This is a genomic window from Rhodopirellula sp. MGV, from assembly GCF_002251265.1.
Classification (GTDB): Bacteria; Planctomycetota; Planctomycetia; order Pirellulales; family Pirellulaceae; genus Stieleria; species Stieleria baltica_A.
The window spans coordinates 15,316-31,268 of sequence record NZ_NPDI01000063.1 but is presented as its reverse complement, the minus strand read 5'-3'; the positions used below and the strand labels follow the sequence as shown (position 1 = coordinate 31,268).

Sequence of the window (15,953 nt, the reverse complement as noted above, 5' to 3'; positions counted from 1 at the left end):
ACTTCAACCTCAGGACAACGCACTGATAAGGGACACCAAAGGCAGAAACATCGCGATGACGGTGAAGCCGACAAAGAATGCAATACCGACGATCGTTAGTACGCCGAACGCCAGTGTCAGCAGGCTGGACTGCGTCACGGCAAGTTCTTGGTAGTTGTCAGAAAGTGTTCGCAACAATGTCGTGTCACGATTCGCCAGTTCTAAACCGCCACCCATCTCGATCGCCAAGGCGAAGTTGGGTGGTAGCCCTTCGAATTGACGGGAGGTGAGTTTCAATTGGGACGGAGGAACACTCGCTGCCTGATACGCAATTGCGCGAAGGCTATGTCGAAGCCCCGGATGTGCAACGCAGTCGCTGACAATACGAATCGCTTCTTCAAACGGCACCCCTTCGTCAAACAGTTCGGCAAGCTGAATTGCAAGTCGAGCCAGTTCGTGTCGATCAGGAATGTCATTCCAATTTGAAAATGAAACCAGTTGAGACTGTGTGAGTCCATGTTTCAGGCCCGCGATGGCGGCGACGCTTGAGATCACGACCAGAATCCCAAGTCCAATGGCGTACGCTGGGTGCGCCGAAACAAAGCCGGAAACGGAAATCACGAAACGAGTAATTGGCGGGAGTTGCAAGTCGAACTCTAGAAACATGTCTTCAAAGTTCGGCACAATGAAGTACAGAACTGCAATCCCGATCAACATTGCAAACGTCGCAACCGCGATCGGGTAAGCGAGGTGCTGCATCCGACGATGCGTTGTCGTGGATTGGTAGGCCGTCTGTTCCAGGATCAGCGTGGTCGCGTCGGCTGAGGCTGATTTGGAACGAAGCGTCAACAGCCAATACAGGTTCGGAAAACGTTGGACCAGTTCGGCTGGCGAACACTGTCGGTCGAGTGCTGCAGACAATGATTTCAAACGCCGTCGGATCGACTGGTCGGGGATCGTGGATGCGATTTGATCCAGCCGCTGTGCCCACGCCGGGTCACTGTTGATAATTTCTGTGATTCGACCGAGCAGCGATGAAGTGGCTGTTGGCGATTCTCCGTGAACGGACGAACTCATCGGGAAACCTCCGACAACTCTTTTGTTGGGGCCGAGAGCTGCAAAATCTCGAGCGGGACGTCGGTCAACGAGTAGAACGATTGTGTCCAGGGGATAAACAGCAGCAAACTGACGCCAAGCACGATCAAAGCAGAGAGTGTCATCCCAAGGAGTTTTGGGAAACGCGGCAGTGTGGCTTCGCGTGTGTACTGTGCCAGGAATCCGTAAAGCTTGGCCATGTGGGTCACGCTTTCGAATTTGTTAACCGAATCGTTTGTCAGGCCAGCGTTTTCGCGTTTGGTTTCGGTCAGCTGACTCGCGAGTTCTTGATCGACACCAGAATCGATCAACGCCAATGTCATCTGGGTATCGACCTGGCGGATGAGCAGCTGTTGATGTTGTTCCGCACCGGGCAATGTCGCGGCCAGCTGTGGCACGGCCTTTCGCCAGATCAGCCACGCCGCGGTCAGTGCTACAACGAAAAACGTTGCGATGAATGGCATCGCCGCGCCTGCTTTGGCCAGCAGCTTGGTCAGCATAGGAGGCTCGGCCTCTTCCATTGCGTATTCGGCCATCAGGGCTGGGGCCGACCAACTGCAAAGGATCATGACGACCACGAACCCCAGGACTAGCATGAGCGCCGGTTCAATCGCGATGGTGCGAATCGGCAATGTGGCAGAAGCATTCGCCCGCGGCCGAATGGCCATCGCTTCGAACACGGCGGCCGGGTTGCGTGTGGCCAGCAATGCTTCGGCGAATGGCCGATAGCCTTCCGGGAGCTCAACCTCACGGAGCAGAGTTTCCGGCAGGGTATCGCGGCCGGAAAAGATCTCGAGCCGCGAGTTGATCTCCCGAAGGGCGTCGATCGGGTTCTCGCCAAGCCCCGGATCGAGCTCAATCCCAAGCTGGATCACTTCGATCGCTTGCCGGTTGAGCGAGATCAGGCGATCAGCTGGAAAATCAGACATGTTAGAACGCATTGGGTGTGGTGCGGCATTTCAGTCGAAAAGCGACGCAACACTGATGCGCGAGCGGTACGCATTTATCTAAACACGCCCGCAAATATTCTGTCCCTGCAACGATTCTTCCCGTACAGCGATTCTGCCCCTACAACGTTGTCTCGCGTGGGGGGCTAGGCGAGGTCGATTGTGTCCATGACTTGATAGGTAGGGCCTTGCTTGTCCAAAAAGCTAGCCATCAGGTTGACCTCATCAACGACCATGTCGCCCAGGTGGGTGTCGCTGTACTGCTGCATTGCTTCGGACAACTCCTCGCTGACTAGACCGCCTTTGCTGCGAGCTCGGCCAAGTGTCAGGTGGGGGCGGTAGTCACGTGGCTCGGGTTTGAACCCTAGATCAGCGAGTTTCAGTTCCAGTTCGCCAACCATTTTGACCAACAACCCGCTAGGGTCTTCGATGCCCGCGTAAAGCACTCGTGGTTTGTCGAGGTTGGGAAATCCGCCGGTCCCGGTGAAGTGCAACTCGAACGGTTCGATGTGGCTGGTGACGCTGCGAATCGCGGTGCAGACATCGAACACTTCGACGTTGTCGACTTCGCCCAGAAATTTCAGTGTGAGGTGCAGGTTGTCGAGCGGCACCCATTTGATTCCACTGTCGACCGGCTTTAGCGCCTTGATGATCTTCGTCGCCGCGGAAGTAATGCCGGGAGTGATGGGGATGGAGATAAAACTTCGGATCGTTTGCATAATGAGAATGAAGATTCTTGAGGATCGATGGGCCCAGTATCGACAGCCGGTTGGTTCAGAAACAGGGGGGAAATGATGGCTTACTTTGACCCGCCGCCGTTTTTTCCCAGCCGATGGTACCGGGGAGGCGCGTTACAGACGGTCGCCTCGTTGAGGAGACCAGCGATCGCTGCGCCGAGTTCGACGAAGCATGAGCTGCCGCTTTCCGACGGCGATCGGATCGTGTTGCATCAGTCGGGAAACGGCGATGGTAAAGCGCTGCTGTTGTTTCATGGGCTGAGCGGCTGTCATCAGTCGCCCTACATGATTCGTTGGACGAGTCGATTCTACCAAGCCGGATGGACGGTGTACCGGGTGGATGGTCGGGGGTGCGGTGATGCCCGCGATCTCGCCCGAGGGATCAGCCATGCCGGTCGCAGCGAGGACGTTCAGGCGGCATTCGAATTTGTCGCCGAACGTCACCCGTCTGCGCTGTTGCACGGGATCGGCGTTTCACTGGGCGGAAACCAGTTGCTGCGGATGCTGGGGCATCTGCCATCCGACGACAAGACGACTCCTGAGTGGGCCGACCGGATTGCGAAAGTCGCCGCCGTCTGTCCGCCGATCGATCTCGCACGCTGTTGCAAGAACATGCTGCGTCCCGGACGGCGGATCTACAACCGCTATTTCATTCGAGCGTTACTGCGCGGGTTGCCGGATCAGGTACGCAATCGCAGCGACTTTCAAAAAGCGATTGCCGGCCGTCTGCCGCGAACGCTTTACGAATTAGACGACCGGCTGACAGCGCCGCTGAGCGGATTTGAAAACGCTGACGATTACTACCTGCGGTGCAGCTCAATCGGCGTGCTGTCGCAGAACCGCTGGCCAACGTTGTTGATTGCGTCGGAAGATGACCCGATTGTGCCGGTCGGTTGTTTTGCGGAATTGGCTCTGCCGTCGACGACGCAGCTTTTGGTGACACCGACCGGGGGGCACGCCGGGTTTGTCGATCGGCTCGGCGGATCCTGGCTCGACGAGTGCCTCTATGGATGGCTGGAAGTCGCCAGCAACGTCGCCGAAAACGGCCAGGTGGCCGAATCACGCCGATTGCCAAATTGACCGGCCGACTTGCCGGATTCACTTTGAGTTCTTCCGTTCACTTGGTGTAAGCTGTTAACCAGATTTGGTCTGGGGCCGCAACTTCGGCGACAATGAGGGCGGTGTAATGAGCGGTGAGTATCACGGCTGGGATCAAGAAGGCGATCGCTGGCGTTTTGCCGATGTTGTCGGTCGACCGAAGAATGAGTTCGTTTTCTTGATCGAAGACTTCGGTTCACAAACGACCGCGCGTCAGGCGCTTTCGGCCATCATGTCTGCGATGGCACAGTTCCAAGAACGTGTCCAAGTCATCCAGACCGATTGCAACACGCGATTAATCTTGAAATTACGCGAAGCATCCTTGTTGCGCGTCGCAGAGATTTCCGATGGCGATACCAAGCAGTGGGGCGTTTTAGGTGCGACTGCCAAGCCAACGCCGCCAAAGAAACGCTTTAAGTGGAAGTTCTGGGCGTCGTGATGACCGCCGCCGCCGAAGTCGCGGTTGCCTGGGACAGTCTTCCGCTAAAATAGTGGGACGTCGTTACAACCCAACCGCATTGAACTGGTGAGCGGTCCGGTGCCCAATCCATCCAGCCGCAGCAAACTTCGATTCCCAATGGCCGGCGCGGTCCTGATCGCGCTGCTGACGTTTGGCGTGACCGCTTGGGATGCGCATCGACGCGTCGAACGTACCGAAGCGACCCAGGGTGAGCTCACCGTAGAAGACGAGGCCCGAATTGCTGAGTCGGCTCAGCGGTTGCAGAGGGCAAAGTTCTATGAATCAAGCGTCACACCGTTGCTTGCCGAAATCGGCGACGATAACCGTGATGCGGCCGATCGTTGTGTCCAACGCGTTCACGCGGTGCTGCAGGATTACCACCGCGGCGTCGACGGTTTTGTGAAAGACATGACCAGTATCAGCACGCGTTTCGGCATCATCAAACGCATGCCTGCCGATTGGTGGCGAAGCGACGGCCGTGTCGAAACCTATGTGCAACAGAAGTTCGAACAGCATTTGTTTTCGGCTGATCAGTTGGTCGAAGATGTCTCGAACCCGTTGATGCAATTCCGCAGCGAAATCATCGCCAATCAGAATTCGTTGTTGTCGCAGATCCAAGCGTCGCTGAGTACGGCGGACGTCCCAGATACCGAGCTCGATCTTGGCGACAATTTTTTCGGTGATCTGTCGGGGCCGCTCAGCCAATATGCGGCCCACCAAGGCACTGCGAGTGTGGAATTGATGATCGGAGCATTCGTCGTCGGCGAAGTCGGCGCGTTCGCCGCGCAGTCGCTTGTCGCGGGGCTGTTGGCACGCTTCGCACCGTCAATCGCGATCGGCACCGCGGCAGGTGCGAGTGCGACCGTCGGGGCAACGGCAACAGGCGCGGGTAGCGGTTCGCTTGGCGGACCGGTGGGAACCGCCGTCGGTTTTGGCGTTGGCTTGGCCGTCGGGTTGATTATTGATTGGTGGATGACGGAGAAGTTCGAAGCAAAGTTGACTGCGCAAATGCACAACTACTTGAACGAACTGGAAGGGGCGTTAATCAACGGCGAGCATGCCGATCGGACCGGCGGTTCGTCTCGGTCACGCGAAGGCTTGGCGACAGCGCTCCCCAGCGTTTGTGAACAATTGCAGTGGGCCTACCGTGATCGGTTTTTCGAGGCCATTGTCCTGACGAATCCAATCTTTGGAGACTGATCGAATGCTTCTCTTGTGGCGTAGCGTGTCGCTGGCAATGGTTTTGTCCATCGGAGTCACGATTTCTAACTCGGCTCACGCGAATTACTGGCCAAACTTTTCATATTCGCCAAGCATGCTTAGCGGTGCCGCGGTCGCACGCGCAGTGCTGCGATACTTTGGCAAAGAAGGCGCCGAAGAAGCCACGGAGTTTCTCGCTCGTAGCGGCGGCCGGGAGCTGGCTGAGCGGGTCGCGACAACCGCTTTGCGTGAAGGCGGCGAGGAAACCACCGAACAGGTCGCGTTGTTCGTCAGTAAGCATGGACCCGACGCACTGAAAGCTCTCGATAACGCTCCAGAAATCCGGCCGCTGCTATCGGCGCTCGATGAATTGCCGGAGGCACAGGTCAAAACCGCACTCGCGCGATTGTCGGCTGGCGCGAGCGGTCGAGAACTCGCCGAAGCAGTTGCCAAGAACGGATCCAAAGTTTTGCAAAGCGAATTGCGGCATCCCGGTGTCGGCGGTTTTCTCGCTCGATCATTAGGCGATGATGGCGCAAAACTGGCTGGTGAACTGAGTACGGACCAGGCGATCGCGGTCGCAAGACACGCCGATGATCTGGCAGCGCTTCCCGCCACGCAGCGCGCAGGTGTGATGCGGTTGCTTCATCAAGATGCCGAGAAAATGGTTGGCTTTCTCGGACGCTTTGCCGCTGCTAACCCTGGAAAGACACTCTTTACCGCCGCAACCACGACGATCGTCCTGGCCGAGTCGGACCGCATTTTAGGTGGCGACGAGATCGTATTCGATGCCGATGGTAATCCGATCGTTGTGACCAAAGCGGGGCTGATCGGCCGGACCATGGAATCAGGTGGCAAAGCACTTGGGCACGTTTCGGATCGATATATTCAGCCGCTGTACTATGCCGTGCTTGCCTTCGGCGTGGCGTTCGCCGCGTTGTATGTGTTCACCAAACTGACTCACGCTCAACGGGGCGATCCTGCGATGGCAGGTGAAAAAGCCGGAAATGTGGTTGATGGCAAAGTTGCAGATCGCGATTGACTCCGCAGATCGCGACTGACTCAAGGGGCGAAACCTAGCGGCGGAACCAGCCCTTGCGTTTGACGTAGCAATCTCGCATCAGGTCAAAGTAGACGGCGTGTTTGTTCTTTTGCAGTAGGGAAAGAAACTTGTGGATCCCGCTGGTTTCGATCAGCTTTCGTTCCGCTTCCGTGATGGTAACTAGCCAAAACAATTGGATCGAATGGCCGAGTTGTTCTTTCACCGCAATCGGTTTTGAGTCCGATTGGACAGTGGGCAAAAGATAGACAGCGTCTTTTTGTTGGCTGCCTGACATCACGTCCTTGAGGTGATTCAGCGTCGCGGTCGCCCCAATCGATAATGGTTGGTTGCGTTGGTAGGGTACTTTAGCTGCCGCTCGCAAAATCTGAATTGCCGTTTCGTCAACGTGGGCGGCATAGAACACGAGTTCGGCACAAACCGTTTTTTGACCGTTTGGCATTTCGATCGGATGGTCGCTCATCCCGCTCGTGACCAGCGTCGTGTAGTCACGTGACTGGTGCGGTCCATGGATAAGCACATCGATCGGCATGTGTGGATCGATGTCCCTGTCATATCGAATGCACGGACCAAATTTCTCTTCAAACAGTTGTTTTCGAAAGGCGACGATTTTATCGTGGTCATACAGCACACCCGAACGTGACGCGTCCTCGATCTCCTCGCTTTGTTGGTCCTCCTCTAGTTCAAACGCGTCGTCGCCGATCTCGGCCTCCACGGGATCATCGAGCGCGTCTTCGCGTCTCCCATCGCCGAAGATGTCTTCCCAGCTGTTGACTTCCAGATTCCCATCCTGCAACGCCGGCGTTTCGTCGTTGGAAGGGTCTGCGTCCTCGGATGGACTATCTTCTGGTTCGATCGTCGATGCTTGGTCAGAAACCTCGGGCTCGTCGGTTGATGGCGAGAGGTACTCGCTCCAATCTTGGGCAACGGTGTCAACGTTTGGCGGTTCGGACACTGGATTGCCAACTGACAAGACGTCGTCGGTAAAGGTCTCTTGGGCGATGCTCTCTGGCTCCGGTGTGACGGTTGGCGAGCTTACCGTTTCTGAAAGGCTCGGCGTATAAGGTTTCGCGGCAGTGACTTGGCGAGACTTTGTACTAACCGGCAGGCTTTTGCGAGTCGAGGCGACAAATCTGGACGGCGAGGCAGGAGGTTCGGCGAGTTCCAGTTCGCGTTTCAGCAATTCGTCTTCGCGACGAATCAGATCGGCCTCGCGCCGCGACAGTGAATCTTGACGGGCGGCAAATTCCGAGAGCAGCTTTTTCTTTTCGACCGACAGGTCATCGGGGGCCACTTGTTCGGCGGCGATGCTGGGCAGTTCGTTGTCGCTTTCCGCTTCGTGATCACGTTCTTCGGATGATGCTTCATCAATGGGTGCGGTTGCCAGTGCCGTCTCAAGTTCTCGTTCGAGGCTGTTGATCCGATCTTTTAGTTGATCATTCTCTGATTGCAGCTCGGATTGTTGTTCGGCCTGACGGGCTTGATATTCCTGGTCTTGTTGCTTTAGACGTTCTGCAGTTTCGTGCAGCTCGGTTTTCCGAGCGTGCAAGTCTTGCTCACGTTGATCGAGCGATTCAAGCTGGGATTTCAGTTCTTGCTCGGTCAGTTGAAGTTGGCTTTCGCGTGCGTCGAATGCTTGTTGAGCGTCTTGGTGTTGAACACTCAGCGATTCAATTTGCTGTTCTCGCTGTTTCAGCTGTTCGGTGAGTTGCTCAAGTTGCGTTTGGCGACTGAGCAGTTCCTGTTCTCGAGCATCCAGTGAATCGTTGCGAGACTGCAAGTTGATCTCGAATTGATGCAAGTTCTGTTCGTGAACTTGCGACGCTTGCTCGGATTCTTGGACGGCTTGCAGTCGGTTTTCAAGTTCGGCTTGACGTTGCCCTAAGTCGTCTTCTTGTTGACGGAGCTGTTCTGCTTTTTGGGCGAGTTCTTTGGCCGCTTGAGAATCGACGTCGGGTGATCTGGTGGTCGACCGTGATGTCTCGCCAGAAGTTGATGCTGATGCGGCGGAACGAGACGCGCGGAATTGTTGAAGTGTTTCTTCGGGGAAGAGAAGCCCTGGAATCGTTGCCGCGGCGACCCATTCGTTTTTGCCGTCACCGATTCCTGCGTTGGGGCGAATGGCCCCCGCATCGACATAGCGTTGGAGTTGGGCGATCGAGTACGGACCGCGTTTTCCGGTCTTGGTTTTGATGTACCACTGATCTGACATTGCCTATCCGGAATTGCTGGTTTCGATCGATGAATTGCGAACGAGAACTCGAAGTGAGATTCCAAATATAGCAGTGATCGTGATTACATTCGCGTGCTGGTTCCTTTGGTCAACGCCATGAACGCAGATTCAAGATCCAATTCTTCTTCGTTGAATCCTCGTAGCAAGATGTCATTATCGATCAGCAGTTTTGGCAGATCGCTGTAGTCTTCGACATCTGATTTCAGGACCACGCGAACGCTTGCGTCGCCACGTTCGCAATCTTGGACTTTGTCGTGTCCGGCGAGCAGATCAATCACCCGTTGCATGTCATCGGGGCGGTGTGGCGTGACGACCAGTACGGTGTGTTCGCGAACCATGCGAATGACTTCAGTAACCTTCGCGTTCTGTTTCAATTCGCCTCGGTCGATAATGCCGACTTTGTTACAGACGTCAGCCAGTTCCGGCAGAATGTGGCTGCTGACGATGATCGTTTTGCCCATCTCGCCGAGCTTACGAAGCAAGTTGCGCATTTCGATTCGTGCACGCGGGTCCAAGCCGCTTAGCGGTTCGTCCAGCAGCAGGACTTGCGGATCATGGAGCAGGGTCCGGGCCAAGCCGAGTCGTTGGGTTTGCCCGCGAGACAGCGTGTTTGCAAAGGCATCGCGTTTGAAATCCAGATCGACGATGTCCAACATTTCGTCGACACGATTCTTTCGCTGTTGCCCTTTGATCCGATAGGCGGCGGCGAAAAATTCCAAGTATTCGACGACGGTCATGTCGTCATAGACGCCAAAAAAGTCAGGCATGTAGCCGACCAAACGTCGGATCTCTTTGGGAGCGGTGTGTACGGAATGGTCGCACACGTACGCTTCGCCATGTGTTGGTTCCAAAAGCGTCGCGATGATCCGCATGGTGGTCGTTTTTCCGGCACCATTGGGGCCGATGAATCCGAACAAGTCGCCTGGTTCGAGATCCAGGTCGATGCTTTTGATTGCGAAGCGTCGCCGTATTTTTTCGTTAAATCGACTGTCTTGATCACGGGTTCTAACTCAGGGCAATCTCAGGGGGTCAACAGCGTCGAACGAACAGGCAGGACGACACGAACCATCGACAAGCTTTTTTCGGTTGAAACGGAGTATGGTTCAGATTCAGCTCCGCTCGATTGATCGGCCATCTGCATTTGAACCAATGGTTCTTCTGTCCGACCGATCAGAATGCAGCGGTTCTCCGAAAGCACTTCCGACAGATCGAGTTCATCGAGGATGTCATGACGCAGCCCGGTGTAAAGTTTGCCGCCGGCGGCATCGTGGAACAGCAGCATGTCGGCAACGCGCGAGATGTCACTGAAATCGTTCGCCAGCCAAGGCGTCGATTCAGTACCACTGCCTTCGCTTGACACTTTGCGAGTCAATCGCCAGCGGAAGTTGCGTTGACGGACGTTTTCGATGGATGCCAGTGTCGCGTTGGCCTGGACACGTGTCGGCAGCAGATACGCCGTGTTTTGATAAATCAGGATGGCGTCGAGCAGGTCCACCGGCAGCGGGTTTACAAAATCGCCTCGCAGAAGGTCACTGCCCGGACGGCGAATGATTTCTTGCCCTTTGCTGGGATCGGCAGCAAAGTACTTTTGAGTCGCGATCGATTTGCTGCTTCGCGGGGCGATTGTCAGGTTTGAAATCGTAGACGTTGATCCGGTGAACTCGCCAGCGTTCTGCGATTGAGAACCGTTCGCCGTAATGTCATACGGCAGCAAGCGATCGCTTTCGCCGGCTAGCTGGATTCCACCAAAAACTCGACCGGGATACCCAAAGGGATAGCTTACCGAGTAGCCTGCGTTGCTTGCGTTTGGGGCAACCATGCTGGCCAATGCATCGGACGGTTTGACCAAAACATCTGCTTGAATTGGGTCGTGTGCGTAAATCGCTGACCAACGGAATGCGCGCCCGACGCCATCAACCAAATCCAGGTCAGTGATTTGAAATTGATTGGTGCGGACCAAGTGCATCGCCGAATTCCCACCTTCAGGCAAGTCACTGTTGTCAAGAGACAGCTCTGTTCGCGGTCTTGCTTGGGTCACAAGGAAAGCAGAGAGAGCGATCGCAAAGATTGGGAAGCTCACCCAGCCCAGAAGTGGCTTTCCTAAAACGCGGTTGATCAGCAAAAAATCGAGTGGCCCGATCGCTGCGATCAGGATCAGCACGATCAGCGAGATCACGGAAAAGTCGAACTGCTTTTTGATTTGGAACTGGTCCAAGACGCCACGCATTTGGCCAGCCAAGTCGTTAAACGTCGTTGCCCCATCGCCGGCCGCGTTCAGGCTGTTTTCTTCGGCCAGCAGTTCGCCAAGCGATTGTGTGACCAAGCTCAAACGCTCCGGCCATTCGGCAAACATTGGCTGATCAAGGTCGGCTGCGACAACGGTTAGTTTTCCTAAGCCGTTGACATACTCGGCAATCAACACCGCCGAAACACGGCGTGTTGTACGACCAAGCAAGATGGGTTTTCCTAAACGACGAGGAAGCTTGATCCCCTGAAAGACATCCAGTGGGGTTTGACTGGTCGTGAAGGTCTCTAAGGCGGCGGGATCGTAACGGTTCAGTTCGACTGACTCGAACGGAAGCAGTTCGAGCAGCCATGGGGCGGCTGCGGCAAGACGTTCGGACGCTTCGCCCATCGAAATCAAACAATGACCGCCGTTGCGGATCCAACCGACAAGTGCGTCGGCTTGGCGGTCGTCCATCGCTTCGATGACATCCAAACCAGCTCGGTTGATGATGACCAAGTTAACGCCGTCGTAGCCGAGTTGATGATGAGGCAACGTCTCGGCAGACTGGATTTTCGAAACAGCGATGCGAGCGAGCTTATCAGTGAGCACGTTGGATGTGCCCAGCTCGTCGATCCCGAAAGCGTCACCGATGGCGACAACCCAAGGGGTGTCAGGCGGAATGAACGCAGGGCCGCGGGCCGGGTTTCCAGCTTCCGGTAGACGCCCTTTCGCAATGGAGTCGAATTGGCCATCAACCGTACGGCGCACTTCGACCGGAGCCGCCTCGGATCCGGCAATGATCAGGCCGACTTCTAAAGCGTTTCGTGTCGGTGCGGCAGTTCCTGAATGCTTGGGCAATCCGTGGCTGTGGTAGCGGACACGCACGCCGTCACCATCCAGCGTTTCGAGAACAAGATCGTTTGAGGATTCACTCAACGCCGTCTCGGCTGCCGAGCCGGTGACTCGGACCGTTGTCATGTGACCGAGTCGATAGTGTCCGTTGATGCCGAATTCGAGCGGCGACCGTGTGGACACAATCTCGGACGATGCGGAATCGGTAGCGGGGGAATCGCTATCCGCGGCAGGCAACTGTTTAGTGCCGAATGCGATCGCGGAGACAAAAGCAAATACGACGCATACGATCGTGGAGCATGGCGAGCGGTACGTCATGGTTTCTCCGAATCAGGGCACTCGCAAACCAATTTGGCACAACCCGGACAACCGCTACCGTATTTTGCGACCAGTGCAGCATTCAGATCGATGTCGGCAACATTGGCAATCGTCGCCAACCAAGCGATCACATCGGCAAATTCTTCGGCAAGGTTTTCTCGATCGTTGCCACGGAGGGCCGATGAGAGCTCGCCGACTTCTTCCATCAGCCACATGAACGTGCCCTCCACCCCACGGGCGACGTCCTTTTCGTAGTACATCTGGTGGATGTGCCGCTGGAGATCGGCGATCGAAAGCTCGTTAGGTTTGCTCATGGTCGGGTCGATACAGACGGAAAAAATCGTTCTGCGGGGAATTGTAGGGGGCGAGGTCTTGTTCCGCGACCGGCGGAAAGATCGCCAGAGTTGCAATCCCTTTCAGCAACATGCGGGGGGCTAACAGTCCGTCAGAGATTCCCAGGAAACGCTTTCGCAACCAGGCTTCGCCTGTTAGATTAATCTCCAGATTTCGAATAGGCATTCGTACAGCGCGCGACCGGTTTTGGTTCCCCTTTGGCGAGCGAAATGTCTGAGAATTCATGTTTTGGCTTCGTGCCCTTTTGATTCGCTCTTTCTATCCCACGTCAGTCGTTGACAAATTCAGAGCCCCTGCCGCCCGCGTCTCGCAAGGCGGATCGCCCGGCCGACTTTCATCGGTACCCGTTTTACGCCCCTCGCTTTTGGCACGGGATGCGGCCGTTGACTTGGCTGGGGCTGCTTCGCGAGGGATCAGGACAGATCCATCCCAGTCGGATCAGCCACGTTTTGGGTGTTTCGCTGGCGGTTCCGTTCAACACCTTGTTAGCCGGCTTGCAACAGGTCCTCTGTGGCAGGCGTTTGGCAACAGCGGAACTTCATGGACCACCTGTTTTCATCATCGGACATTGGCGAAGCGGTACGACCCTGCTGCACGAGTTGATGGTTCTGGACGAACGTTACAGCAGTCCATCGACGTTCCAGTGTTTCGCGCCACATCACTTCCTGATTTCGGAGTGGGTGTTTCAGAAATTCTTCCGCTGGTTGCTGCCGGGAAAACGCCCGATGGACAATATGGCGACCGGTTGGGACCGCCCTCAGGAAGACGAATTCGCGCTGATGAATTTGGGGCTGCCTTCGCCCTATCGTCACATCGCGTTTCCGCGACAAGTTCCACGCGATCTGGAGTATCTGGATTTTGAAGGCGTCTCACGAACCGATCGTGATCGCTGGCTTGCCGGACTGCGTCGGTTCTTGCTCGGGGTCAGCAGTGTCACCGGACGGCCGTTAGTCATCAAAAGTCCGACACATACCGGACGGATCGCCGAACTGGCGAAGGCGTTTCCGGATGCACGTTTTATCCACGTCACTCGTGACCCCAGGTCGTTGTTCCCGTCGACATGTCGGCTTTGGCATAGCTTGGCAGACGTTCAGGGCTTACAAGTTCCGAGGCCTTACAAGCCGGTCGAAGACGCCGAGACGACGACGCCAGAAAAGCAATACGTCATCGACTGCTTTCGGCGGATGTACGCTGCGTTTTTGCGAGATCGGTCGAAGATCGATCCTAGCCGGATCGTTGAACTGAAGTACGAAGATCTGATCGCAGATCCGGTCGAGTCGCTGCACTCAATCTATCAGCGACTACGGCTCAGTGACTTTGAATCGGTCCGGCCGACGATCGAGAAATGGGCGGAGAGCGAACACCGCTCCTATAAAGTTAATCGCCACCAGCTCAGCGATCACGATGAAACGTTGATTCGCGAGCAGTGGCGTGACTACTTCGATGCCTATGGATACGTCTAGGCGGACATTGCCGAGCAGGTCTTGTAGCACTCGCGACAACAGCGGACACACTCATCCATGCCGCCAATTTGTTCACAACTGTCCGCGCACGCGGCACAGATCTCTGCGCACGCGTCGCAGTAATGCGAATGGAACGAGCTATTGCGGCTCATGAAGCTGACGCATGCTTCACAGGACGCGATGCAATCGAGCATCAGCTTGGTGTGTTGTTTGCTGACATGTTCTCCGCCTTGGTCCAGGCACATTGACGTGAACATGTCACCGAGTGTGGTCAAGCATTTGTGGCAGTTTTCGATGCATTCTGATTTCAAATCGGTTGCGGTAGCCATCCAAGTTTCCTCCATCGCGTATCAAATTCGGTGCTTTGACGATGCAAGGGGCACGATGCAGGAAACGTGCCGCGATTGTTACCGAAGTGAAATCATTTTTCGCAGGGGTCTGATTCGTGGCTACCAACTTCGCTGATCACTGCGGTGATGTTGTCTGGCCCCCCGGCTTCGTTTGCTCGGTTGATCAGCATTTCGCTGGCCTGTTCGCAGCTTCCCGCTTCGAGCACGGTTTCCAAGATCGTTTCGTCGTTCAAGACGCCTGACAGCCCGTCACTGCAAAGCAGAACTCGATCGCCCGCTTTCAGTTCCGTACGAATCGCTTCAGGGCGAACGAGTTTGTCGCTCGCGCCGACACAATTCCAAAGGACGTGTCGCCAGTGTCTCAATGACGGATCGTCTTTTTCGAAACCGCCGTCCGTAATCATTTGCTGTGCGATGGTGTGGTCGGTGGTGAGCTGCTGAATTTCTTTGTCGCGAATCAAATAGCATCGACTATCGCCCGCGTGCACCACATACATCTTCGGCGGCAAGATGTAAGCCATCGTTACGGTAGTGCCCATGGTGCGGATGCCATCGGTTGATTCAGACCAGAGCTTTTCTTGAATCGCGATCAGACATTGCGACAGTTCGTCAACGAAGTCGTCTTCTTCCGACACGGTCAACTTGAGAAACCAGTGCATCATGTCGAGGACATAGCGTGCCGATGCTTCGACGGCGATGCGGCTTGCTTTTTCTCCATCGGCATGCCCGCCCATGCCGTCAGCAACAACCAAGAGGTGGCCTTCTTGGCACCCAAATAACTCGTTGCCGCAGTCGCTGTGATCGACATCTGTATCACGAATTGTCAATTGTCGACGGAGGTCCGCAATCAAATAATGGTCCTGGTTTTCGCTGCGTTTCTTTCCGACGTCTGATCGTCCGGCGATTGCCAATGAGAGGACATCGAACTCATCCAGATCGATCGTTGTGTCAGGCGGTTGGTGTAACATCGGTCAGGATCCAAAAGTGAAAAGTCTGTGTCAGCCGTGGACGTTTTGAAATTCAACTCTCGTGCCAATGTTGTGCTGATGACCGGTATCTGGTCTTGCACCCGCCACTCGCTGCCACCAATCGCAAGCCGAATTGGAAACGCAATTCTCTGTTGGCGCAATCTTTGCGTAACGGGATCGCACTCGCAAGACTGACAAACATACAGATCACAGGAGTGGGAAATGGCTCAAAAATTTCGCGTGAACCAATATGTCCAGTGGAATCACGCCGGGAACACAGCCACCGGGCAAATCATCGAGTCCCATCAAGAAAAAGTCACACGTACGATCAAAGGCAACGAAGTCACTCGAAATGCCGACGAAGACAACCCTGCGTATCTAATCAAGCAAGACGACGGCGATCGGGTTTTGAAAAGTGAATCGGAGCTGTCAAAAGCCTGAGGGTGCCGGTTGGTCGGAATTCTCCCACTCTGTTCGCTTCTGTGCCTCAGGTCGTAATGCCTTAGAGTTTGCTGTGCGATCAGAGATGGACCGCTGTAACTTTGGGGGATCCGATCGACGTGAGCTTGCACCATCGAAGGGGAGATCACGATTGTCATTGATCACGCTACA

General features: G+C 55.4%; 15 protein-coding genes and 1 pseudogene. 6 read left to right on the top strand and 10 right to left on the bottom strand.

Annotated elements, in window-relative coordinates:
• Positions 1–9 precede the first annotated feature (9 nt).
• The 3 genes from CGZ80_RS21810 to thpR all read right to left on the bottom strand — a co-directional run bounded on the left by CGZ80_RS21810 (position 10) and on the right by thpR (position 2,740).
• On the bottom strand, positions 10–1,056 hold the full coding sequence (locus CGZ80_RS21810) for a type II secretion system F family protein (protein ID WP_094417803.1): 1,047 nt from the start codon (positions 1,054–1,056) through the stop codon (positions 10–12).
• Positions 1,053–2,003 (bottom strand): hypothetical protein, encoded by a 951-nt coding sequence (locus CGZ80_RS21805; protein ID WP_094417802.1) that lies wholly within the window; start codon positions 2,001–2,003, stop codon positions 1,053–1,055. Before CGZ80_RS21805 ends, CGZ80_RS21810 begins: the two co-directional genes overlap by 4 nt.
• A gap of 164 nt (positions 2,004–2,167) precedes the next feature.
• The gene (gene thpR / locus CGZ80_RS21800; protein ID WP_094417801.1) at positions 2,168–2,740 is read right to left on the bottom strand and encodes an RNA 2',3'-cyclic phosphodiesterase; all 573 of its coding nucleotides are present in this window, start codon (positions 2,738–2,740) and stop codon (positions 2,168–2,170) included.
• Positions 2,741–2,812: 72 nt separating this feature from the next.
• Between thpR and CGZ80_RS21795 the strand changes: the two genes are divergently transcribed.
• From CGZ80_RS21795 to CGZ80_RS21780, 4 genes are all read left to right on the top strand, one after another.
• Positions 2,813–3,838, top strand: coding sequence for a YheT family hydrolase (locus tag CGZ80_RS21795; RefSeq protein ID WP_158222806.1), 1,026 nt, complete (start codon positions 2,813–2,815; stop codon positions 3,836–3,838).
• 106 nt (positions 3,839–3,944) lie between these two features.
• Complete coding sequence (locus tag CGZ80_RS21790) at positions 3,945–4,295, top strand: hypothetical protein (RefSeq protein WP_094417799.1); 351 nt, start codon at positions 3,945–3,947, stop codon at positions 4,293–4,295.
• A gap of 99 nt (positions 4,296–4,394) precedes the next feature.
• The gene (locus tag CGZ80_RS21785; protein ID WP_143544086.1) at positions 4,395–5,516 is read left to right on the top strand and encodes a hypothetical protein; all 1,122 of its coding nucleotides are present in this window, start codon (positions 4,395–4,397) and stop codon (positions 5,514–5,516) included.
• Positions 5,517–5,520: 4 nt separating this feature from the next.
• The gene (locus CGZ80_RS21780; RefSeq protein WP_094417797.1) at positions 5,521–6,558 is read left to right on the top strand and encodes a hypothetical protein; all 1,038 of its coding nucleotides are present in this window, start codon (positions 5,521–5,523) and stop codon (positions 6,556–6,558) included.
• A 34-nt stretch (positions 6,559–6,592) separates the two neighbouring features.
• Here the strand turns inward: CGZ80_RS21780 and CGZ80_RS21775 are convergent, their stop codons facing one another.
• The 5 genes and pseudogenes from CGZ80_RS21775 to CGZ80_RS27745 form a co-directional block, all read right to left on the bottom strand.
• A complete protein-coding gene (locus tag CGZ80_RS21775; RefSeq protein ID WP_094417796.1) occupies positions 6,593–8,788 on the bottom strand; it encodes a suppressor of fused domain protein in 2,196 nt (731 codons plus the stop codon).
• A gap of 83 nt (positions 8,789–8,871) precedes the next feature.
• Positions 8,872–9,809: pseudogene (locus CGZ80_RS21770) on the bottom strand (ABC transporter ATP-binding protein).
• 21 nt (positions 9,810–9,830) lie between these two features.
• Positions 9,831–12,206 carry a hypothetical protein gene (locus CGZ80_RS21765; RefSeq protein ID WP_094417795.1) on the bottom strand — a complete coding sequence of 792 codons (2,376 nt, stop codon included), beginning with the start codon at positions 12,204–12,206 and terminating at the stop codon, positions 9,831–9,833.
• Positions 12,203–12,520 (bottom strand): MazG nucleotide pyrophosphohydrolase domain-containing protein, encoded by a 318-nt coding sequence (locus CGZ80_RS21760; protein WP_094417794.1) that lies wholly within the window; start codon positions 12,518–12,520, stop codon positions 12,203–12,205. Before CGZ80_RS21760 ends, CGZ80_RS21765 begins: the two co-directional genes overlap by 4 nt.
• Positions 12,507–12,725, bottom strand: a complete 219-nt coding sequence (locus CGZ80_RS27745) for a hypothetical protein (protein ID WP_143544085.1) — start codon at positions 12,723–12,725, stop codon at positions 12,507–12,509. Before CGZ80_RS27745 ends, CGZ80_RS21760 begins: the two co-directional genes overlap by 14 nt.
• 110 nt (positions 12,726–12,835) lie before the next feature.
• Between CGZ80_RS27745 and CGZ80_RS21755 the strand changes: the two genes are divergently transcribed.
• A complete protein-coding gene (locus CGZ80_RS21755) occupies positions 12,836–14,023 on the top strand; it encodes a sulfotransferase family protein (RefSeq protein ID WP_233148581.1) in 1,188 nt (395 codons plus the stop codon).
• On the opposite strand, the gene CGZ80_RS21750 is transcribed toward CGZ80_RS21755, so the two are convergent.
• Entirely contained in the window at positions 14,020–14,352 is a 333-nt protein-coding gene (locus CGZ80_RS21750) for a ferredoxin (RefSeq protein ID WP_094417864.1), read from the bottom strand. The genes CGZ80_RS21755 and CGZ80_RS21750 overlap by 4 nt on opposite strands.
• A gap of 92 nt (positions 14,353–14,444) precedes the next feature.
• Complete coding sequence (locus CGZ80_RS21745) at positions 14,445–15,341, bottom strand: PP2C family protein-serine/threonine phosphatase (protein WP_094417792.1); 897 nt, start codon at positions 15,339–15,341, stop codon at positions 14,445–14,447.
• Between the two features lie 222 nt (positions 15,342–15,563).
• Here CGZ80_RS21745 and CGZ80_RS21740 point away from each other — a divergent pair, with 222 nt between their 5' ends.
• Positions 15,564–15,782, top strand: a complete 219-nt coding sequence (locus CGZ80_RS21740; protein ID WP_094417791.1) for a DUF2945 domain-containing protein — start codon at positions 15,564–15,566, stop codon at positions 15,780–15,782.
• Positions 15,783–15,953 lie beyond the last annotated feature (171 nt).